This is a genomic window from Vreelandella venusta, assembly GCF_007989605.1.
Taxonomy (GTDB): domain Bacteria; phylum Pseudomonadota; class Gammaproteobacteria; order Pseudomonadales; family Halomonadaceae; genus Vreelandella; species Vreelandella venusta.
Map to the genome: position 1 here is coordinate 12,965 of NZ_BJUL01000001.1, position 19,542 is coordinate 32,506.

Here is a 19,542-nt window from a genome sequence, read left to right on the forward strand (position 1 = left end):
AGAGAGGATCCGATTATGACTTAGTGGTCGAGCGCTACACCAGCACCTTTCGGATAGCGAACGCTTTCTACCAGGTCTTGAATCTCCTGTGGAGGCTCTTCCGTTGCGCTAGAGACAGCAAACGCAACCGCAAAGTTAATCATCGCGCCTATTGCACCGAAGGAGAGTGGTGAAATGCCCATAATCCAGTTATCTGGCGTGTTGGCCAGCATGTTGGTGCCGGGGACGAAGAACCAACCGAGATAGGTGAAGATATAGAGCAGGGTGCAGACCAGGCCTGCCAGCATGCCGCAAATCGCGCCTTTGCTGTTCATGCGCTTGGAGAAAATGCCCATCATTAGCGCTGGGAACAGGGAGGCACCGGCGATACCAAAGGCAAGTGCCACCGTCTGTGCGGCGAACCCGGGTGGATTAAGCCCAAGATAGGTAGCCAGAAGAATTGCGCCGCCCATAGAGATACGTGCCGCCAGCATTTCCCCTTTCTCAGAGATCTTCGGATTAATCATTGTTTTGATTAAATCGTGGCTAATTGCCGACGAGATAGCCAATAGCAGACCTGCCGCTGTTGAGAGGGCCGCAGCAATACCGCCTGCTGCAATCAGGCCGATAACCCAGCCTGGCAGATTAGCAATTTCTGGGTTTGCTAATACCAGAATGTCATTATTAACGGTCAGCTCGTTACCTTCCCAGCCACGATCAGAGTAGTCAGCAGCATTGTTGTACATTTGGATGCGGCCGTCGTTATTCAGATCGTTAAACGTGATAAGCCCGGTTTCTTCCCACGTGCGTACCCACTCAGGACGATCTTCATAGAGAATCGGGTTACGAGCGGCTTCTTCGTAATTCTCTACTTGTCCGGCCATCTCTGGATAGACGGTAGTCGCCAAGTTCAGACGCGCCATGGAACCAACCGCAGGTGCCGTGAGATACAGTAGGGCAATGAAGACCAGTGCCCAACCAGCAGACCAGCGCGCATCGGCAACTTTCGGCACCGTGAAGAAACGGATAATGACGTGAGGTAAACCAGCAGTACCCACCATTAGCGACAGGGTAAACAGCACCATGTTCAGCTTATTATCGACGTCGGCGGTATAGTCACGGAACCCAAGCGCACTGACTACTTCATCCAATTTCGTCAATAGCGGAATGCCAGACTCCGTATGGGTACTGAACATACCAAACATCGGAATTGGATTGCCGGTTAGTTGCATGGCAATGAACACCGCCGGAATAGTGTAAGCGATGATAAGCACTACGTATTGGGCGACCTGCGTGTAGGTAATGCCTTTCATGCCGCCAAAAACGGCGTACAGGAACACAATCAGTGCTGCGATCCAGATGCCCCAGGTGTTGCTGACTTCCAAGAAGCGCGAGAAAGCAACGCCAGCGCCGGTCATTTGGCCGATGACGTAAGTAACCGAGGCAACGATCAAACACACAATCGCGACTAAGCGCGCCGTGTTGCTGTAGAAGCGGTCACCAATAAAGTCAGGCACGGTAAACTTGCCAAACTTACGTAGGTAAGGTGCTAGCAGCATTGCCAGGATAACGTAACCACCTGTCCAGCCCATCAAGAAGGTGGAGTTAGCGTACCCGCCAGAAGCGAGTAGACCGGCCATTGAAATAAACGAGGCTGCTGACATCCAGTCAGCAGCCGTCGCCATACCGTTGGTGATAGGGTGAACGCCGCCACCAGCAACGTAGAAGTCTTTGGTCGACCCGGCTCGTGCCCATATCGCAATGCCGATATAGAGCGCAAACGATGCGCCGACAAATAATAGGTTAATGGCAAATTGGCTCATACTGGCTTACTCCCCAAGGCCGAATTTTGCATCGAGTTTGTTCATTCTCCAGGCATAGAAGAAGATCAGTACGATGAAGGTGAGGATGGAGCCCTGTTGAGCGAACCAAAAGCCCAAGTCAGTCCCACCAACGGGAATGCCCGCTAATAGCGGACGAAAGAGGATGGCACATCCATAAGAAACGAATGCCCAAACAACCAAGCATCCAAAGATCAATCGGACGTTGGCTTTCCAGTATTCAGCAGCGTTGGATTTGTCGTCTGCCATTGTGGTGCTCTCCAGTTGTGATTTTTAGGGTTGGAAAGTTAACTCAGGATAGCGTGTGATCCATTAGGGCAATCCTTCATAGAAAACCGCTCTTTTAGTTGTCTGCGATGATTTAGTGCGATTAGACGCATATCACCTTGTTGGTTAAGTTGCTCTGCTGGTTAATGGTTTGGCAAGGTTTTCTTCAGTGTCTTGATAAGTGTTTAACAAGTGCCACGTGAACATCCTGTATAGCCCGTTGTTAATAGTGGGCAATAATTGAAAAAAATAAAGCCCAGACTTTGGTATCAATGAGCTTTTAGAACGTATTTTAACGTTCTATTTTGTTTTTAATTTATTGTTTCTAATGATTTTTTTGTTTTTTGTGTGTGGGTGATAGGACGATGGTCTATGGGTCGCTTAAAAGCAATGTTTGCTACTTTTAATAACTGGTATATTAAGTTGCCAAGTTTGCTGATTCATGCCGCTACTTTGGTCGTTAAACAAACGTCTTTGCGACGTTAGCGGTATAGCAAAAGGTATAATGAAGGTGCTGGTTAAGAAGCAATCAAACCTTAAGCCATTTTGTTCTTCATCGCGATTAACTGGGGTCACTCATGATTGACGTTGATCTTTCTCAATTGCCCTTCACATTAATTGATGATGAAGGGCGTGACCACGTTCGCCGTGGCATGGACATCGCCTATTTTGATCGTGATGAAATTATTATCGAGGTGGGGCAGGCGGGTGAATCGGTATTTTTGATTCACAAAGGCGAAGTTGCTGAACTGGATCCTACTCTGCCAGCGTCCAGCGCGCGGATTGGGCACTACACGGCTGGTGATCTGTTTGGTGCTATTAGTATTCTGAATGGTAAAAGCCGCTATCGTTTTAAAGCTGAGCAAGAGTGCTTGTGCTATGTGATGCCGAAAGCGCTATTTATAAAGCTATGCCGTCATCATCCCGACTTCGAAAATTTCTTCAAGCGATCGCTATCTCACAAAGCGCGGTTAATGACTGAAAAGCGTGCCGAAGGTGGCGTGACCATGGCCGGTTTTATGTTGGCTAAAGTCAGCGAATGCATGCGTGAACCTCTTATCATGGATGCATCGACAGAGATTGCCAGCGCGGTGCGCCAGCTCAACGATAGCCACGCAGATAGCTTGCTCGTCAAAACCAAAGGCGAGCTTGGCATTGTCACTAAAACCGATTTGCTCAATGGTGTGGTGCTGAATAACTTTGAGCATGCAGCGCCCGTTGAGGATGTGGCCCATTTCTCGCTGGTGACCGTTACCCCCAACCAATACTTATTTGAAGCGCTTGTGCTGATGACACGGCATAAAGTAACGCGGGTGGTAGTGGTGGAACAGGGCGTCCTGAAAGGGGTGGTAGAGCTAACGGATGTCCTTAGCTATTTTTCGAGCCGTAGCTATGTCGTTAGTCTGCAGGTGGAGCAGGCAAGTAGCTTAGAAGCATTGGCGGCTGCCAGCCAACGCACGCCAGAACTGGTAAATGCGCTTATGGCGCAAGGGGTTAAGCTACGTTTTGCTATGGACCTACTGGCCGCGCTGAATGGCCGGATCATCAATAAAGCGTGGTCATTTGTTATTCCCGAGCAGTATCACAGCCAAAGCTGCCTAATGGTGATGGGGAGCGAAGGGCGTGGAGAGCAAATTCTTAAAACAGATCAAGACAATGGGCTGATTTTAGCCGACGACAGCCAATGGCCTTCGCTTGCCGAAGACATGAATGCGCTTACCCAAACGCTGATTCAGCTCGGTTACCCACCCTGCCCAGGAAATATCATGGTGTCTAATCCTGAATGGGTGGGCACTGTGTCGCAATGGAAAAGCAACATTGCTAAATGGGTGAGCGCAAGAGATGGCGATAGCCTGATGAAGCTGGCGATTTTGCTAGATGCCCATGGTGTGGCTGGTAATCCGCAATTGCTCGATAGTGTGCGTGCGGAGCTATTTGAACGCTGCTCAAGGGATGAGTTATTGCTGTCCTACTTTGCGCGCGCTGCGTTGCGTTTCTCAACACCGCTAACGCTATTTGGCTCCTTAAAAAAGCCCCAGCATGGGATTGATATTAAAAAAGGCGGTATTTTCCCCATTGTTCATGGGGTGCGCACAATGGCGCTTGAACGGCGCATTAATGCCACGTCCACCTTAGATCGTCTGGACGCTTTAGCAGAAGATGGTCGTCTTGATCGACGTTTTGCTGACGACCTGGGCGAGGCGCTGGCGCTATTTACCGAACTACGTTTAAAGCAGCAGCTACAGACAGCGGAAGCATCGACTCAGCAGCGTAGCAACCGTGTAGTGGTGCAGGAGCTCTCATCCCTTGAGCGTGATCTGTTGCGAGAGGCGCTGCATATCGTAAAAGATTTTAAACAGCGGCTCTCCCATCGTTATCATTTGGAGTATTCGTGAGCGGAATGCGCTTGTTAGACCGGCATATGTCACTGCTCAGTGGCTCGCTGCGCACGTTAATGCAGCGCGAAAGCGACCGCCGACGCTGGGCGGACTCCCCCTACGCATGGCTGTTTCAGCCCTACATGGGGGAAGAAATGGTGGCGCTTGCTTGCCAGGTTAGCCCAGGCCAAGCACCGGTGGTCAGCGTCGCTGCTGTTGTCTTAAGTCCAGGGCGAGTGCAGACCAGCCGAGCCTGGGTGGCAACTCTGGCAGAAGAGCGAAACAACAACGCCCCTGCGCTGCGGCGACATCATCGACTGTACGCAACAGACACGGTGCTGGCGCCTAACGCTGAGCATCTTGGGGCGTTAGCTGAATTCATCGGCAATCGGCCACTAATTGGTTGGCAGTTAGGCCGCTCGGTGGAACACCTTAATCTTTTGTTTAAAGCAGGGTTGGGATTTGGTTTGCCCAATGCCCAGGTCGACGTTGGAAAGCTACACTATCGTCAATTACGTCGCTTACATCCACAGTGTGAGACGAGCGGTCGTCTAACGGAAGCGCTCGCTCGTTGGCAAATGCCCGCTCTTCAATGGATGGGGGTGCTGGGGGATGCAACCGCAAGCGCGCTTTTATACCTGCGTTTGCAGCGCGAGATCGCCCAGCAGGGATAGTCGTTACTAGCCTGAAGGGATGAATCCACGGGTTTATCTTGGGTGGACGTGGTGAGTCTTGTTAGAATGCTTGCTGCTTCTTCTACCATCGGCAGTGCCTACACCATGCTACAACCTGACTATTTTGACCCCGCAGCGCCTGAGACTGTTTCTGTTGACAGCCCTGCTGTTAATAGCGCACAGACACCATCCGAGCATCACGACGCTAAACAAAAGCGTGAATTTAATAAGCTACAAAAGCGCTTACGGCGAGAGGTTGGCAACGCCATCATTGATTATCAAATGATTGATGAAGGTGACAAGGTGATGGTGTGCCTGTCTGGCGGCAAAGATAGCTATACGATGTTGGAGATACTGCTTAACCTGCAGCGCAACGCACCGGTTAATTTCTCTCTGGTCGCCGTTAATATGGATCAGAAACAGCCAGGTTTCCCTGAACATGTATTGCCCCAGTACCTAGATAAAGTGGGGGTTGAATACCACATTCTAGAGCGTGATACCTACTCGGTGGTGAAAGAGAAAACCCCAGAAGGAAAAACGACCTGCGCACTTTGTTCTCGACTCAGGCGTGGCTCGCTCTATGGGTTTGCTGAGGAAATTGGAGCAACGAAAATTGCTCTAGGGCATCATCGCGAAGATATTTTAGAAACGTTATTCCTTAACATGTTCTTCGGTGGCACTTTGAAAGCAATGCCTCCCAAGCTTTTATCTGACGATGGCAAAAATATTGTCATTCGCCCCCTTGCCTACTGCAAAGAGGCTGATATTGCAGAGTTTTCTCGGCTAATGGAATTCCCCATTATTCCCTGTAACTTATGTGGCTCTCAGCCCAATCTCCAGCGCCAAGTGGTCAAAGATATGTTGGCTGAGTGGGATAAAAAACATCCAGGACGCCTAGAAAGCATGTTTAAAGCGGTGACCAATGTAGCGCCTTCCCAGCTAGCAGACCGCCGTTTATTTGACTTTGCTGGCCTTGAAGCCAAACAAGCGGCGTTGATGGAAGGGCGTATTCAGGCGCTTAGCGTGGACTAGCCGACTGCTCTTCCTCTTCAGCTAGCGTGATGAGGCGGCGCATATCTAAAATATTAACCTCGCGCCCTGAAACAGCTACCACCTCTTGCTGTTGAAAGCGGCTAAGAATGCGGCTGACAGTTTCTACTGCCAAGCCTAAGTAATTGCCGATGTCGGCGCGGGACATGGAGAGTCTGAAGCTATAAGGCGAGTATCCACGTCGACGAAAACGGTCTGAAAGGGTGACTAAAAAGCTGGCAAGTCGCTGATCGGCCGTCTTGCGCGATAGCAAGCGCATCATGCGTCGGTCATCTCGCAGTTCTTTGCTCATACTTCGATAAAGCTGGCCGCGTAGCTCGGGCAGTTCTTCGGAGAGTAGGTCCAGGCGGTCAAATGGGATTTCACACACCGTCGTGGTTTCCAGTGCAATGACGCTACCGGGGTAGTGCTCTTCATCAATTCCGTCCAATCCCACTAGTTCGCTGGGAAGGTAGAAATTGGTCAGCTGATCATTGCCGTTACCTTCACTGGTCACTTGTTTCAGGCTACCTGAGCGGACAGCATACACACTGGTGAAGTGATCACCCTGGCGAAACAGGGGCTCGCCTTTTTTGAGTGGTGAGCGGCGGCGAATGATGGCATCAAACTGGCTCATGTCCTCAAGCTCTAAGGCAAGCGGCAGACACAGCGAGCTTAGGCTACAGGTCTGACAGCGCGCCTCTTGCAGCAGTGAGCGTCGTTGGCTGGCGGGTTGTGGCATATAGGTCTCCCTTTCTCGTTAGCCATCATAGGCCCAGAGGCAAGACGTCTCAACAAGCTTATACAATCTTAGAGTAGCGCTGAATAGGCTGGTCAGCTAGGTGAGCATCAAAGGCCATCGCCAAATGGCGAATCAGCAGCCGTCCAGTGGGAGTGGCGCTAATAACTTGCTGATGGCGAGTGATCAAGCCGTCTTGCTCAGCTGTCTTCAATTGCTCAATTGCGGTGGAAAAATAATCACTAGCATCGATGTGCCAACGCTTTCCAACGTCCGCAAGATCAATGTACATGTCGCACATTAGCCGTTCAATCACGTCTCTTCGTATTAGGTCATCCTTATTTAACCTTAATCCTTTGATGGTTGCCAGCTTACCTTTATCTAAGGCTGCTTCATATTGATCAAGCTGAGTCGGGTTTTGTGCGTAAACGTCGTCAATCCGTGATATGGCGGATACGCCTAAGCCAACTAAATCGCACTGTGCATGGCTGGAGTAGCCCTGGAAATTGCGTTGTAAAGAACCGTTGCGCTGTGCAATCGCTAGGCTATCGTCAGGTCGTGCAAAGTGATCCATGCCAATATGCACATAGCCTGCGTTAGTCAGCATTTCTATGGTGGTATGCAAAATAGCCAGCTTTTCATCAGCGCTGGGGAGGTCGGTTTCGTTAATACGCCGCTGCGGCGCAAAGCGAGTGGGCATGTGCGCATAATTAAATACCGACAGCCGTGCTGGGTTGAGTTCGATAACTTGGCTTAGCGTCTCGGCAAAACTTTTTTCGGTTTGAAATGGCAGCCCATAAATCAAATCAAGATTGAGTGAACGAAAACCAAGACGGTGTGCTTCTTCCATCAAGGTTTCGGTGAGTACCCGGGGCTGTACGCGGTTGATAGCTTTTTGTACCTGCAGATTTAAATCCTGTACGCCAAGGCTTAGTCGATTAAAGCCGAGAGACTGTAGGTGGCGCAACGTAAATACGTCTGCTTCGCGAGGATCTATTTCAATAGCGTAATCGCGGTCAGCTGAGCCGGATAAACCAAAACGAGCATCTAGGCGGTCAATCAGGTCCCCCATTTGCGACAAGGTTAGAAACGTAGGCGTGCCGCCGCCCCAGTGTAACTGTTGCACCGGGCGTGAAGTGTCTAAATGGCGGGCAGTGAGCACCATTTCCCGGTCTAGCCGAGAAAGGTAAGGTTCCGCAAGGGCGGTATTCTTGGTGGCGATTTTATTGCATGCGCAGTAGAAGCAAATTTTTCGACAAAAGGGCACATGTACATACAGTGATAGCGGGCGGTGGCTCTCATTACTGCGCGTTAGCGCCTGAGTAAAGTCATCGGCGCTGAACTGCTCATGAAACGCGAGGGCTGTCGGGTAGGATGTGTAACGTGGGCCACTTTTGTCATAGCGACGCAGTAGCGCTTCATCCCAGGCGTTGGCCTCAGACACTTCCGTGTTGGTAGGTGAGAAGGAAGCAGTGGCATGAACGGGCATGGCGAGCGCTCCGAAGTGAGAATTAAGCAAAACGAGTGACTGAGCGCTGTCGCTCAGTGTGCTCTAGGCATGCTACGTCGGTGTCACTTGGAATGCGTTGAGCTATATCAAACTATCGGAGGGTCTGACTAATGCGCTGTTAGGGAGATAAGCGTCCATAGTTGCCAAAGGGCGAAACTGATAATCGACAGTGCAGCGACGCTGCGAGTGGCGGGGTGGCGAATTAAATGGCTTAACTGCTGTGCTGCGAGTCCTGTTGCCAGCAGGGCAGGGAGTGTACCCAGGCCAAAAGCACCCATTAGCAGCGCGCCATCGAGTGGGTCTGCAATCGCTAAGCTCCAGGCTAGCATGGAGTAAACCAGCCCACAGGGCAGCCAACCCCACAGTGCACCTAAGGTGAAGGCTTGGGGAAGATGCACGACAGGCATCAGGCGTCTTCCCACTGGCTCAATATATCGCCAAAGGTGCTTCCCCACTGCTTCTACTTTCAGCAGCCCTTTCCACCAGTTGGCGATATAGAGTGCCATTAAGATGAGCATCAAGGCGGCGAAAGCCTGCAGCGCAATACGTGCAGACGGAGAAAGCGAGATAAGTGTGCCAAGTGCAGCAACAATCGCACCTGCCACCATATAGCTGAGAATGCGCCCGGCGTTATAGCTAATCAGCAGACTACCCAGGCGGGCTGGGTGTCGCATGCTAGGTGGTACGGCAAAGGTCAGCGCGCTCATAATGCCGCCGCACATGCCGATACAGTGGGCACCGCCCATTAAGCCAAATACAAACGCGGCTAGCAGGGGCGGTAAATCAAGTCCCGTCGGGTTCATGCGGGCGGCTCTTGGTTATGTTGAGAAGAAGAGCCGCTTTTTTTACGCGCGGCACGCTGCTCGGGAGTCAGATCATTTTCATCGTCATCGAATAGGATGCGGTGAGCTGGACCTTCCAAGTCGTCGAACTGATCGTGTTTTACGGCCCAGAAAAACGCCCACACCGCGAGGCCAAGAAGTGTGAGTGAAAGGGGAATCAGTAAGTATAAAATCGTCATGCCGTCACCGGTGTTGATAGGGCAACCTGAGGGGCGGGCGGCGTACGCCAGCGAGTGAGACGCAGTGCGTTACCTACCACAATCAGGGAGCTTAGCGACATGCCAATCGCAGCGAGCCAGGGAGGAATTAAGCCCATTGCTGCTAAAGGCAGTGCTGAAAAATTGTAGCAAACCGACCACAGCATATTTTGGCGCATAATGCGGCGTGTGGCGCAGGAAATATCAATCGCCTCAAAAATACGCATTAAGCGTGGACTGAGCAATATCGCGTCGGCACGGGTCCGGGCGAGGTCTGTGGCGCCATTCATAGCAATGGCAACGTCAGCGCCAGCTAATACCGGCACATCATTGATACCGTCACCGATCATCACGACACGCTCACCGTTGGCTTGTAGCTCACGTAATCGTGCCAGCTTACCCTCAGGCGATTTGCCAGCGTGCCACGTGGTAATATTGAGCTGTTCTGCCAAGCTTTCTACCGCTTCCTGTGTGTCACCAGAAAGTAGCTCTACATCCAACCCGCGGGCTTGGAGTGCGGCAACGGTTTGGGCCGCATCTTCGCGAATGCCATCGTGCAGCTTGAACCAGGCACGTGGTGCGTTGTTTTCACTAAGTAAAAGCCACTGGCCGGTGCCTGGTGGGGGCAGCGCGGTGGTCGTTGCAAAATCGGCTTTGCCTAATCGCCATGTTGCGCCGTTCAAAGTGCCTTCTAGCCCGCTTCCGGTCACACTTCTGACGTTGCGTGCCTGCAGAGTGGCATCTCGAAATGGGCGAAAAGCCCTAGCAATGGGGTGTTCAGAGTGTGCTTCTAGCGCCGCCGCGATGGCTTGGGCATGCTCTGCACTAAGTGGCGTATCGCTGTGGGCGGGATGCTGTTGGTCAATAGGATGCGTTTGGGTCAGCTGCATTTCGCCGCGAGTCAGCGTACCGGTCTTATCAAAAATCACCCGGGTGACGTTGGAGAGTGATTCGATCGCGTCAGCACGTGTAATGAGTACGCCACGCTGGCGCAATTGACCATGCCCTGCTGTCAGCGCAGTGGGGGTGGCCAGTGCCAGTGCACAAGGGCAAGTGACTACTAGTACCGAGAGCAGCACCCATAGCACGCGAGACGGGTCGATAAACCACCATGCTACGGTGACACAGGCGGTAACGATCAGCAGTCGTAATACAAACAGGTGCGCCATACGTGCCGCCATCTGGGCAAGACGTGGGCGGCTAGCAAAGGCGCGATCGGTTAAATCGACAATGCCGGCCACTCTGGCGCTATTGCCAGCATGGGTTACCTTTATGATGAGCGGGTTTTCCATGTTTTGGCTGCCACCCACCACGCTTTCGCCTACCCGTCGAGTCACTGGCAAATACTCACCGGTCAGCATCGACTCATCAAGGCTGGATTCGCCGTCTTCGATAATGCCATCAGCGGGAACGCCATGACCGGGCTTGATGAGCACGCGGTCGCCTTGTGTAAGTTCACTGGCAGGCAGAATGCGTTCACTACCATCCGCTTCAAGGCGAATAGCAGAGACCGGCAAAACGCCGCTCAGCGCATTGCCGCTGTGGCCGCTGCGCCGCCTGGCCCTACCTTCTACATAGCGGCCAAATAGCAAGAAAAAGGTAAACATGGCGACCGAGTCGAAATAAACATCGCCAACGTTAAACAGCACTGCATAACTGCTCGCCAAATAGGCGCCGCCAATGGCTAGCGAGACGGGGACGTCCATGCCAAGCACGCCGGTTTTCAGATCCCGCAATGCGTTACGGAAAAAAGGCTGCGCTGAGAAAAATACCACTGGCGTGGCTAGGGCAAACGATAGCCAGTGAAACAGAGCGTAAAAGTCTTCGCTAAGCTCACCAGGCCCCGATACATAAATGGGGATGGAGAACATCATAACCTGCATCATGCCGACAGCCGCGACAATCAGGCGGCGCACATTCATGCGCTCTTCATGTTGCAAGCGGGTTTGAGCTTGGTCAGGTTCATAAGGTTGCGCATCGTAGCCGATAGCCGCTAGTTCAGCGAATAGCTGTGAAAGGTTGATGGCGGCGGGGTCCCAGCTCACCCGTAGGCGATGATGGGTAAGGTTGACCGCGCTAGACGTAACGCCATCAAGTGCATTTAAACGATGTTCAATGAGCCAAGCGCAGGCTGCACAGGTGATGCCATCTATTGCGAGTGTGGCCCGAACGTGTCCTTCGTCACCCTCTGGGTGAACAAACTGCGCTTGAAGCCCCGGGTCATCAAATACCGACCAGGTTTCTGCTTTGGCAGCTTGGCGCTCATCAGGGCGCTCGGGCATTTCTGTGCGATAGCGATAATAGCTTTCCAGCCCGCCATCAACGATGGCATGGGCGACGGCTTCGCAACCTGGGCAGCATAGTGGCTTGGCTGTGTCGTCAATATTAATTCGCCACGGTGCCCCTTCAGGCACCGGGTTGCCGCAGTGATAGCAGCTAAGGGCGGTCGTGGTCATTCGTTCTCCAAGCGCCCGCCAGGTAGTAGTGCAATGGTGTTTTCGTTAGGAAAGCGTGCTTCGCCGATAAGGCGCCATGCTGATTCATCGCCTTGCTCTGGCTGCAGCTGTAGATACCAGCGATAGCGCAGATTGTCAGGTCCTTGAGTGATGTAGCGACCTTCGCGCACATGCTCTAGCACAAACGATTGGTCACGATCGTCTTCGGTGGGGAAAATAAGATCTAGATAAAGCTTGTCTGGGCGAGCATCGCCAGCAAGATCAACAACAATATCGCTGGTCAGCGGATCAATACGCAGCTCGGCACTTAAATTTAAAGCGCGCGCTTGCTCTTGCTTGGCGAATACCATGTTAATTGCTTTGCCGTGCTCGTAGTAATCTTCTTGTACCACCATACCGTCGTAGCTTTTGATCGACATAACCGCAAAGGTCGTGCTGACAATAATGGAGGAGAACAGCAAGCCTAACAAAAACCATGGCCAGAACTGTTTGTACCACGGCGTAATCGTAGGGTCTGACATAACGCATTTATCTCCTGGCGTTACCTAAGAAGCGGGCTTCACGCTCCTGGCGGATTTGCTCATCTTGTTGTGCTTGTAGCACAAATGTAATGGGGTGACTGGGCTGGCTTAAATCTTGAGGGTTCGCCAGTACGGTGACGACCTGAATGCGAGACTCGCCTGCCGGAACGCTAATTGATGTGCTATCAAGCGCTAAGCTGGGTAGGCCTAACACACTGATTTGGTAAGTATGTGGCTCGTTATCAAGGTTACGCACCGTGAGACTGTAAACGTTGCTGATTTGCCCTTCTCGGGTCATTTGATAAAGCTGCGTGCGCCCACGCTCGGCGTCGAAGCTAAGTGGTACGCGGTCGTTAACCGACCAGGTAAACGCAACTATCATAATAATTAGCGCGGCAAAGTAGCCCAGTAGTCGGGGGCGTAAGATGTGGCTTTTCTTACCTTCTAGCGCGTTTTCCGTTGTGTAGCGAATAAGCCCTTTGGGGTAGCCCATTTTGTCCATGACGCTGTCACAGGCATCGATGCAGGCTGCACAGGTAATGCACTCGTACTGGAGTCCATCACGAATATCGATACCTGTTGGGCAAACCTGAACACATAATTCGCAGTCTATACAGTCGCCAAAGCCAGCTTCTCTCGCCTGCGTATGGCTAAGTGTCTTTTTCCGCCGACCTCTTGGCTCGCCACGTGCTTCGTCGTACGACACAATCAGCGTGTCGCGATCAAACATGACTGACTGGAAGCGCGCGTAGGGGCACATGTAAATGCACACCTGCTCACGCAGCCAGCCTGCATTTAAATAGGTAAATACTAAAAAGAAGCCAACCCAAAAATAGGACCAGCCATGGGCTTCTAGCGTAGGCAGTTCCGCCACTAGCGTTCGGATGGGGGTGAAGTAACCCACAAAAGTGATGCCGGTCGCCAAAGAAATCAGTAACCAAGCGGAATGTTTAGCTCCTTTTCGCCACGCTTTGTCAGCATTCATTGGCTGTTTGTCGAGCTTAATACGGTGGTTTCTAGATCCCTCTATGCGGTGCTCGAGCCAAATAAATAGGAATGTCCAGACGCTTTGTGGGCAGGTATAGCCACACCAAACGCGTCCAGCAAAAACAGTAATAAAAAATAGCCCAAAGGCACAAATAATAAGCAGCCACGAAAGTAATACGAACTCTTGTGGGTAAAATGTGGCAGCAAAAATATGAAACTCTCGGCCCGGAAGGTCAAACCAGATGGCTGGGCGGTCTCCCCAGTTCAGCCATGGAAGCAGGAAAAAGCCTAGCATCAGCGCCCAGTTGGCGCTGCGCCTTACTTTTTGGAAGAGCCCTTTGATTTCGCGCACATAAATATGTCGGCGCTTAGCATACATGCTCTGAGTCGTACTTTCCCCAGGGGTATGGTGCCCAACGGGCGGCGGCGTAATATCTTGGCTAGGTATTTTTTCCATGGCGATGATCGCAGCTCACTAAGGCGGGAATGGGCGGCAGCATGGATATCGTGGCGTTAAACCTGCGACGCTAGATAACACAACTGTATGCCGTGTCGCTAAATAGTAGTGTAACGGATAGAAAGGGTGTCTGGATGGGCGGTGGATAAAGAAAGGGTGCGGTATGAAACCGCACCCTCGTGATACCTACCAGCGGTTGCTATTGACTAAGCGATTAGTCGTTGAAGCGTAGGCTGTAGACATAAGCGGCTACCAAGTGAACACGCTCTTCACCGATATAAGCTGCTTGTGCTGGCATGTGGCCGTTACGACCATTGCGCAGTGTTTGGCGAACAGAATCTGCAACGCTTTGTCCCGGTGCCAAATAGAGCCATACATCGTCAGTCAGGTTCGGTGCGCCAAGCGCGGTATTTCCCGTTCCACTGGGTGTATGACACGCCGCACACGCTGCGAGGAAGGTGCTTTCGCCACTGGCTGCACGGTCTGCGTCATGCTCTTCGCCAGACATTGAGAGAACATACTGAGTGAGGTTCTCAATGTTGTTCTCACCAAGCTGCTGCCAGGCAGGCATTAACCCATTACGGCCATTGTTCAATGTCATCATGATGTTTTCCGGCTCACCGCCATACAGCCAGTCGTCATCGGTGAGGTTGGGGAAGCCGTAACCACCTTGGGCGTTAGAGCCGTGACATACCGCACAGTTGTTCAGGAAAACACGCTCTGCGACCTGCATTGCTTCAGCGTCTTTTGCCAGTTCAGGAATAGGTATTTCCTGATACTGAGCAAAAATCGGTGTGAAGCGCTCTTCAGCATTGGCAACTTCTTCTTCCCACTGGCCTTCTTGGGACCAGCCCAAAATGCCTGCATAGTTACCTAGGCCTGGGTAGAGTACTAAGTAGCCCAAGGCAAAAATAACGGTGAGGATAAACAGTTTGAACCACCACTGGGGTAGTGCATTGTCATACTCTTCGATTCCATCGGCCGCGTGGCCAGTGGTTTCGATATTGCCATCAGCATCGGGGGCTTTATCGGTACGGCGGTTGGAAAATAAGATCCAAACGCTCAGAGCGATAGTGCCCAGTGTGACGACAATGATCCAGGCGCTCCAGAAGCTGGATAGGGAGTCACCCCATAAATTATTCATGTATTCTTATCTCCCCTGTCGTGGCGGGAATCCACTTCGTGCTCAGACGAAGCATGCTTGTCACGGGTCGGTTGCTTATCATTGTCATCGGCGAAGGGCAGGTTAGCTGCTTCGTCGAAGTCTGGTTTGCGTCGCTTGGAATAAGCCCATAAACAGATGCCAATAAAAGCGACAATCAATATCAGCGTGATAAGGCCGCGGAAAGTTCCCGTATCCATAACTTAACGAGTGCCCTCAAGCACGGTGCCTAACTGCTGCAAGTAGGCCACCAGTGCAGTAATTTCCTGGGTGCCGCGAACGTCTTCTGTCGCAGTGGCGATATCTTCATCGGTATATGGCACGCCTAACTGACGCAGGGTGCGCATTTTTGCCGGTGTCGATTCGCCATCCAAGGTGTTTTCAAACAGCCAAGGATATTCAGGCATGACTGACTCGGGTACCACATCGCGTGGGTTATAGAGGTGGGCACGGTGCCAATCATCACTATAGCGTCCACCTACGCGAGCAAGATCCGGCCCGGTGCGCTTAGAACCCCAAAGGAAGTTGTGTTCGTAAACCTGTTCGCCTGCCACGTTATAGTGGCCATAGCGTTCGGTTTCTGCCCTGAAGGGGCGAACCATCTGGGAGTGGCAGCCTACGCAGCCCTCACGGCGGTATATGTCGCGTCCTTCCAGCTCCAGTGCGGTGAGCGGCTTGAGGCCCTCAACTGGCTCGGTTGTTTGCTTTTGAAAGAACAGCGGTACGACCTCGGCCAAGCCGCCAAAGCTGATCGCAACCAGGATCAACACGGCGAGCAGGCCAACGTTCTTTTCAACAATCTCGTGTTTCATTGGTCTCAACTTCCCCGTTTTAAGCGGCTTGTGGCGCTGAATGGCTAATCGTTTCGCGACGTTTTACGGTCATGTAAACGTTGAACGCCATAATTAGCATGCCTGTTACCCAGAAGAGGCCGCCAACCATACGCACAAAGTAGCCGGGGCCACTGGCTTCGACAGACTCTACAAAGGTGTACATCAGCGTGCCGTCAGCATTAATCGCGCGCCACATTAAGCCTTGCATGATGCCGTTGACCCACATGGCCGCGATATACAGCACAGTACCGATGGTGGCTAACCAGAAATGCACCGCAATCAGATTGACGGAGTACATCTCGGTACGCCCAAAGACCCGCGGAATCAGGTGGTACATAGAGCCAATGGTAATCATCGCTACCCAACCTAGTGCACCAGCATGCACGTGACCAATGGTCCAGTCGGTGTAATGCGACAGCGCGTTGACAGTCTTGATGGCCATCATTGGCCCTTCAAACGTCGACATGCCGTAGAACGACAGCGCTACTACTAGGAAGCGAAGTGTTGGATCGGTGCGCAGTTTATGCCAAGCGCCAGACAGGGTCATCATGCCGTTGATCATACCGCCCCAAGAAGGCGCCAGCAGGATGATAGACATAATCATACCCAGCGACTGTGCCCAGTTAGGCAGCGCTGTGTAGTGAAGGTGGTGGGGGCCTGCCCACATATAAATCATAATCAACGCCCAGAAATGGACGATGGAGAGGCGGTAGGAGTAGACCGGACGTTCGGCTTGCTTCGGCACGAAGTAGTACATCATGCCCAGGAAGCCTGCCGTCAGGAAGAAGCCGACCGCATTGTGGCCATACCACCACTGCACCATTGCATCTACCGCACCCGCATAAATCGAGGTGGAGTACATGGGGGTGACCGGAATAGCCGCATTATTAACGATGTGCAGCACCGCGACGGTCAAAATAAACGCTGCAAAGAACCAGTTCGCCACGTAAATATGGGAAGTGGTGCGCTTTTTAATCGTCATTAAGAAAACGATAGCGTAGCTAATCCAAACAACCGCAATCAAAATATTGATCGGCCATTCGAGCTCTGCATACTCTTTTGTCGTGGTATAGCCTAGCGGCAATGACACGACAGCCGAGAGAATAACTGCTTGCCATCCCCAGAAGGTGAACGCTGCGAGCTTGTCAGAGAATAGACGAGTCTGACAGGTACGCTGTACGACATAGTAAGACGTCGCAAATAGCGCTGAGCCACCAAAGGCGAAGATGACAGCGTTAGTGTGTAACGGGCGAAGACGCCCAAAGCTTGTCCAAGGTAAGCCGAGATTCAGTTGCGGCCAAACTAGCTGGGAGGCAAGGATAACGCCAAGCGTCATACCTACAATGCCCCACACAACGGTCATGATCGCGAACTGCCGAACTACCTTGTAGTTGTAGGTCGGGTGTTCCAGTGCTGTGCTCATTTCATGTTCCCATCGAACGCGGTTAGGGGGTAACCCGTAGCATTTTGCATTAGCATTTTGCCCGGGTGCGGCCACCCGCTTGATGATGCAGGTCAAGATCCGATAGAGATTCTATCGCAGCCACGCTCTAAGCTGAACACGCCAATAGAAGTAACACTGAATTATTAGGAGTTCATCGTGTCTTATTACGCTGGTTCTGGTTTCATCGAGATACATCCAGCCGCTTTAAACGATGCGTTAGCCAATCCCACCGTACAGCGGTTTATAGTGATTGGGCACGGCCCGCTTTCCGTTTTAGGCTCGCCTACGGTGGGCCGAATACTCCTTGCTCATGGCGCTGGGGCGGGGCATTGCTCTGTGTTTATGCGGCAATTTGCCGCGATGTTGGCAGCGCAAGGCATACAGGTATTGGCAATTGATTTTCCCTACATGCAGCAGATTAACGAGCAGGGTAAGCGCCGCCCACCGCCCCCCATCAAGCAGACGGTGGCTAGCTTTGCCTCATGGTATGCGCTACTCACGTCTTTAAGCGATCAGCCCTTGTGGGTAGGTGGTAAATCGATGGGTGGGCGTGTTGCAACGTTATTTGCCAGTGAAAGGCTATCCAATGACGTACATGGGCCTGGTGTTATTGTCGCAGGCTATCCTTTCCATCCACCCAGACAACCAGACAAAACCCGTTTGCAGCATTTTCCCGCTATTCGTTGCCCGGTGCAGATTCTCCAGGGGGAGCGAGATCCCTTTGGTAACGTCGATGAGGTTTCAGGCTACAGCCTTCCTAATAATATTAGCGTTGCTTGGCTTGCTGATGGCGATCATGATTTTAAACCTAGACGTGTTTCTGGATTAAATCAGCAAGTTTTGATTGACGAAGCGGCCATACTTGCGGCATCCTTCGTCCGCGCTCACCAAGCACGGTATGTGTGAGGAGTGGCAATACGCTGGTTTGAATCGAAAATTTGAACACACCGTGTTGACATCTCACCAAGTTCCTGTAGAATGCAGCGCCACGTGACCAGCGGGTGGTTAGCTCAGTTGGGAGAGCACCAGCCTTACAAGCTGGGGGTCACTGGTTCGAACCCAGTACCACCCACCATTTATTTGGTCGTTTGGAAACGTGAAGCAGTAGCAGTTGATGTGTTAAGTGGACCGGTAGTTCAGTTGGTTAGAATGCCGGCCTGTCACGCCGGAGGTCGCGAGTTCGAGTCTCGTCCGGTCCGCCATCATCAATTATTACCGCATAAAAGTTATCGTTATTCGGACCGGTAGTTCAGTCGGTTAGAATGCCGGCCTGTCACGCCGGAGGTCGCGAGTTCGAGTCTCGTCCGGTCCGCCACGATAGCTTAATGAGTTGTACCATTTAAAGCACTATTGCTTTTAATGTTCTGGGTGGTTAGCTCAGTTGGGAGAGCACCAGCCTTACAAGCTGGGGGTCACTGGTTCGAACCCAGTACCACCCACCATTTAACTGAATGTTTTTAAGCGCCTCTGAACCGCTTTTAAATAGCTAGTTTTATGGTTAGAAATAAGTGACTTAAAGTGGACCGGTAGTTCAGTCGGTTAGAATGCCGGCCTGTCACGCCGGAGGTCGCGAGTTCGAGTCTCGTCCGGTCCGCCATTTAAGCACTCATCGACTAAAACGTTTAGTCGAACGAATTCCAAAAAACCCAGATCATTGATCTGGGTTTTTTATTGCGTATTAGTTAGCTCTCAAGCCTCATTTTCTAGCGCCATAACGTGCAGCCATGAGGCTGCACGATAATATTAGGCGATAGCACTTACCCCGGCTTTAGCGATCTGTACGTCTTGGTCAGGCTTCACGCCTGAGATGCCGACAGCACCCACGACATTGCCGTCTACGATAATCGGAACGCCACCCGACAACAGGCCTTGTAGCGGCGCAGAGACAAATGCCGTGCGCCCACCGTTGATCATTTCTTCAAATACTTGGGTCTCTTTACGACCTAGTGCTGCACTGCGCGCTTTATGTGTTGCCACATCAGCACTGAAGGGCGCAGCACCGTCTAAGCGGCGCAGAGCGAGAAGATGTCCACCATCATCTGTTACGGCAATGGTGACTGGCCAGCCGTTGTTGTCGGCTTCTTTTTGAGCGGCATCTAGTACCTGAATGACATCGGCTTGGCCGAGAACAGCTTTGCTTTGCATCAAACTTTCCTTTTGATCAAGGGGAGTAAAGTGCCGCGCTACTATTTGCTTATAAAAGCTTGTGAGCGCGGCAAAGTGAAT

18 protein-coding genes and 5 tRNA genes are annotated in these 19,542 nt (G+C 51.9%); 9 read left to right on the forward strand and 14 right to left on the reverse strand.

Translation table 11 applies throughout. From position 1 onward, the window contains the following. Window positions 1–20: 20 nt before the first annotated feature. Together HVE01_RS00060 and HVE01_RS00065 are read right to left on the reverse strand one after the other, a co-directional pair. Complete coding sequence (locus HVE01_RS00060) at window positions 21–1,802, reverse strand: sodium:solute symporter family protein (protein WP_125751233.1); 1,782 nt, start codon at window positions 1,800–1,802, stop codon at window positions 21–23. 6 nt (window positions 1,803–1,808) lie between these two features. Then, window positions 1,809–2,069 carry a DUF4212 domain-containing protein gene (locus HVE01_RS00065; RefSeq protein WP_009721290.1) on the reverse strand — a complete coding sequence of 87 codons (261 nt, stop codon included), beginning with the start codon at window positions 2,067–2,069 and terminating at the stop codon, window positions 1,809–1,811. A gap of 596 nt (window positions 2,070–2,665) precedes the next feature. Between HVE01_RS00065 and HVE01_RS00070 the strand changes: the two genes are divergently transcribed. The 3 genes from HVE01_RS00070 (at window position 2,666) to ttcA (ending at window position 6,171) form a co-directional block, all read left to right on the forward strand. After that, the gene (locus tag HVE01_RS00070) at window positions 2,666–4,483 is read left to right on the forward strand and encodes a putative nucleotidyltransferase substrate binding domain-containing protein (protein WP_146941734.1); all 1,818 of its coding nucleotides are present in this window, start codon (window positions 2,666–2,668) and stop codon (window positions 4,481–4,483) included. Window positions 4,484–4,488: 5 nt separating this feature from the next. Continuing rightward, window positions 4,489–5,139 carry a 3'-5' exonuclease family protein gene (locus HVE01_RS00075; protein WP_125753775.1) on the forward strand — a complete coding sequence of 217 codons (651 nt, stop codon included), beginning with the start codon at window positions 4,489–4,491 and terminating at the stop codon, window positions 5,137–5,139. 66 nt (window positions 5,140–5,205) lie between these two features. Beyond that, window positions 5,206–6,171, forward strand: coding sequence for a tRNA 2-thiocytidine(32) synthetase TtcA (gene ttcA, locus HVE01_RS00080; RefSeq protein ID WP_417863357.1), 966 nt, complete (start codon window positions 5,206–5,208; stop codon window positions 6,169–6,171). Here ttcA and fnr read toward each other — a convergent pair. The 11 genes from fnr to ccoN all read right to left on the reverse strand — a co-directional run bounded on the left by fnr (window position 6,158) and on the right by ccoN (window position 17,295). Then, complete coding sequence (fnr, locus tag HVE01_RS00085) at window positions 6,158–6,910, reverse strand: fumarate/nitrate reduction transcriptional regulator Fnr (RefSeq protein ID WP_125751227.1); 753 nt, start codon at window positions 6,908–6,910, stop codon at window positions 6,158–6,160. The two genes, ttcA and fnr, sit on opposite strands and share 14 nt — an antisense overlap. A gap of 58 nt (window positions 6,911–6,968) precedes the next feature. Further along, window positions 6,969–8,396, reverse strand: a complete 1,428-nt coding sequence (hemN, locus tag HVE01_RS00090) for an oxygen-independent coproporphyrinogen III oxidase (protein ID WP_125751224.1) — start codon at window positions 8,394–8,396, stop codon at window positions 6,969–6,971. Between the two features lie 128 nt (window positions 8,397–8,524). Then, entirely contained in the window at window positions 8,525–9,220 is a 696-nt protein-coding gene (locus HVE01_RS00095) for a sulfite exporter TauE/SafE family protein (protein ID WP_146941736.1), read from the reverse strand. Then, complete coding sequence (ccoS, locus tag HVE01_RS00100) at window positions 9,217–9,438, reverse strand: cbb3-type cytochrome oxidase assembly protein CcoS (protein WP_089039736.1); 222 nt, start codon at window positions 9,436–9,438, stop codon at window positions 9,217–9,219. The genes HVE01_RS00095 and ccoS overlap by 4 nt, the downstream gene beginning before the upstream one ends. Further along, entirely contained in the window at window positions 9,435–11,912 is a 2,478-nt protein-coding gene (locus HVE01_RS00105; protein WP_146941738.1) for a heavy metal translocating P-type ATPase, read from the reverse strand. The genes ccoS and HVE01_RS00105 overlap by 4 nt, the downstream gene beginning before the upstream one ends. Next, window positions 11,909–12,433: a FixH family protein gene (locus HVE01_RS00110; protein ID WP_125751215.1), complete on the reverse strand. Its 525-nt coding sequence runs from the start codon at window positions 12,431–12,433 to the stop codon at window positions 11,909–11,911. Before HVE01_RS00110 ends, HVE01_RS00105 begins: the two co-directional genes overlap by 4 nt. A 7-nt stretch (window positions 12,434–12,440) precedes the next feature. Next, on the reverse strand, window positions 12,441–13,877 hold the full coding sequence (gene ccoG / locus HVE01_RS00115) for a cytochrome c oxidase accessory protein CcoG (protein WP_146941740.1): 1,437 nt from the start codon (window positions 13,875–13,877) through the stop codon (window positions 12,441–12,443). Window positions 13,878–14,091: 214 nt separating this feature from the next. Then, a complete protein-coding gene (ccoP, locus tag HVE01_RS00120) occupies window positions 14,092–15,021 on the reverse strand; it encodes a cytochrome-c oxidase, cbb3-type subunit III (protein ID WP_125751209.1) in 930 nt (309 codons plus the stop codon). Next, a complete protein-coding gene (locus HVE01_RS00125; RefSeq protein WP_125751206.1) occupies window positions 15,018–15,239 on the reverse strand; it encodes a cbb3-type cytochrome oxidase subunit 3 in 222 nt (73 codons plus the stop codon). The genes ccoP and HVE01_RS00125 overlap by 4 nt, the downstream gene beginning before the upstream one ends. A gap of 3 nt (window positions 15,240–15,242) precedes the next feature. Then, window positions 15,243–15,851: a cytochrome-c oxidase, cbb3-type subunit II gene (gene ccoO, locus HVE01_RS00130; RefSeq protein WP_038477934.1), complete on the reverse strand. Its 609-nt coding sequence runs from the start codon at window positions 15,849–15,851 to the stop codon at window positions 15,243–15,245. 19 nt (window positions 15,852–15,870) lie between these two features. Next, the gene (ccoN, locus tag HVE01_RS00135) at window positions 15,871–17,295 is read right to left on the reverse strand and encodes a cytochrome-c oxidase, cbb3-type subunit I (protein ID WP_125751203.1); all 1,425 of its coding nucleotides are present in this window, start codon (window positions 17,293–17,295) and stop codon (window positions 15,871–15,873) included. Window positions 17,296–17,472: 177 nt separating this feature from the next. Here ccoN and HVE01_RS00140 point away from each other — a divergent pair, with 177 nt between their 5' ends. The 6 genes from HVE01_RS00140 (at window position 17,473) to HVE01_RS00165 (ending at window position 18,913) form a co-directional block, all read left to right on the forward strand. Continuing rightward, window positions 17,473–18,222 (forward strand): alpha/beta fold hydrolase, encoded by a 750-nt coding sequence (locus HVE01_RS00140; protein WP_146941742.1) that lies wholly within the window; start codon window positions 17,473–17,475, stop codon window positions 18,220–18,222. A gap of 93 nt (window positions 18,223–18,315) precedes the next feature. Further along, window positions 18,316–18,391: transfer RNA gene (locus tag HVE01_RS00145), tRNA-Val, on the forward strand. A 50-nt stretch (window positions 18,392–18,441) separates the two neighbouring features. Beyond that, window positions 18,442–18,518, forward strand: a tRNA-Asp gene (locus HVE01_RS00150). 36 nt (window positions 18,519–18,554) lie between these two features. After that, window positions 18,555–18,631, forward strand: a tRNA-Asp gene (locus HVE01_RS00155). A gap of 51 nt (window positions 18,632–18,682) precedes the next feature. After that, window positions 18,683–18,758 (forward strand) — tRNA-Val (locus HVE01_RS00160). Window positions 18,759–18,836: 78 nt separating this feature from the next. Continuing rightward, window positions 18,837–18,913, forward strand: a tRNA-Asp gene (locus HVE01_RS00165). Between the two features lie 146 nt (window positions 18,914–19,059). Here the strand turns inward: HVE01_RS00165 and HVE01_RS00170 are convergent. Further along, window positions 19,060–19,461 (reverse strand): GlcG/HbpS family heme-binding protein, encoded by a 402-nt coding sequence (locus tag HVE01_RS00170; RefSeq protein ID WP_125751197.1) that lies wholly within the window; start codon window positions 19,459–19,461, stop codon window positions 19,060–19,062. Window positions 19,462–19,542 lie beyond the last annotated feature (81 nt).

Bases quoted from the DNA above. Each gene is read 5' to 3' on its own strand.
- ccoO (WP_038477934.1), bottom strand. From the start codon at position 15,851: ATGAAACACGAGATTGTTGAAAAGAACGTTGGCCTGCTCGCCGTGTTG.
- HVE01_RS00065 (WP_009721290.1), bottom strand. From the start codon at position 2,069: ATGGCAGACGACAAATCCAACGCTGCTGAATACTGGAAAGCCAACGTC.
- HVE01_RS00110 (WP_125751215.1), bottom strand. From the start codon at position 12,433: ATGTCAGACCCTACGATTACGCCGTGGTACAAACAGTTCTGGCCATGG.
- HVE01_RS00060 (WP_125751233.1), bottom strand. From the start codon at position 1,802: ATGAGCCAATTTGCCATTAACCTATTATTTGTCGGCGCATCGTTTGCG.
- ccoN (WP_125751203.1), bottom strand. From the start codon at position 17,295: ATGAGCACAGCACTGGAACACCCGACCTACAACTACAAGGTAGTTCGG.
- ccoP (WP_125751209.1), bottom strand. From the start codon at position 15,021: ATGAATAATTTATGGGGTGACTCCCTATCCAGCTTCTGGAGCGCCTGG.
- ttcA (WP_417863357.1), top strand. From the start codon at position 5,206: ATGCTTGCTGCTTCTTCTACCATCGGCAGTGCCTACACCATGCTACAA.
- fnr (WP_125751227.1), bottom strand. From the start codon at position 6,910: ATGCCACAACCCGCCAGCCAACGACGCTCACTGCTGCAAGAGGCGCGC.
- HVE01_RS00170 (WP_125751197.1), bottom strand. From the start codon at position 19,461: ATGCAAAGCAAAGCTGTTCTCGGCCAAGCCGATGTCATTCAGGTACTA.
- ccoS (WP_089039736.1), bottom strand. From the start codon at position 9,438: ATGACGATTTTATACTTACTGATTCCCCTTTCACTCACACTTCTTGGC.
- HVE01_RS00125 (WP_125751206.1), bottom strand. From the start codon at position 15,239: ATGGATACGGGAACTTTCCGCGGCCTTATCACGCTGATATTGATTGTC.
- HVE01_RS00075 (WP_125753775.1), top strand. From the start codon at position 4,489: ATGCGCTTGTTAGACCGGCATATGTCACTGCTCAGTGGCTCGCTGCGC.
- ccoG (WP_146941740.1), bottom strand. From the start codon at position 13,877: ATGGAAAAAATACCTAGCCAAGATATTACGCCGCCGCCCGTTGGGCAC.
- hemN (WP_125751224.1), bottom strand. From the start codon at position 8,396: ATGCCCGTTCATGCCACTGCTTCCTTCTCACCTACCAACACGGAAGTG.
- HVE01_RS00095 (WP_146941736.1), bottom strand. From the start codon at position 9,220: ATGAACCCGACGGGACTTGATTTACCGCCCCTGCTAGCCGCGTTTGTA.
- HVE01_RS00070 (WP_146941734.1), top strand. From the start codon at position 2,666: ATGATTGACGTTGATCTTTCTCAATTGCCCTTCACATTAATTGATGAT.
- HVE01_RS00105 (WP_146941738.1), bottom strand. From the start codon at position 11,912: ATGACCACGACCGCCCTTAGCTGCTATCACTGCGGCAACCCGGTGCCT.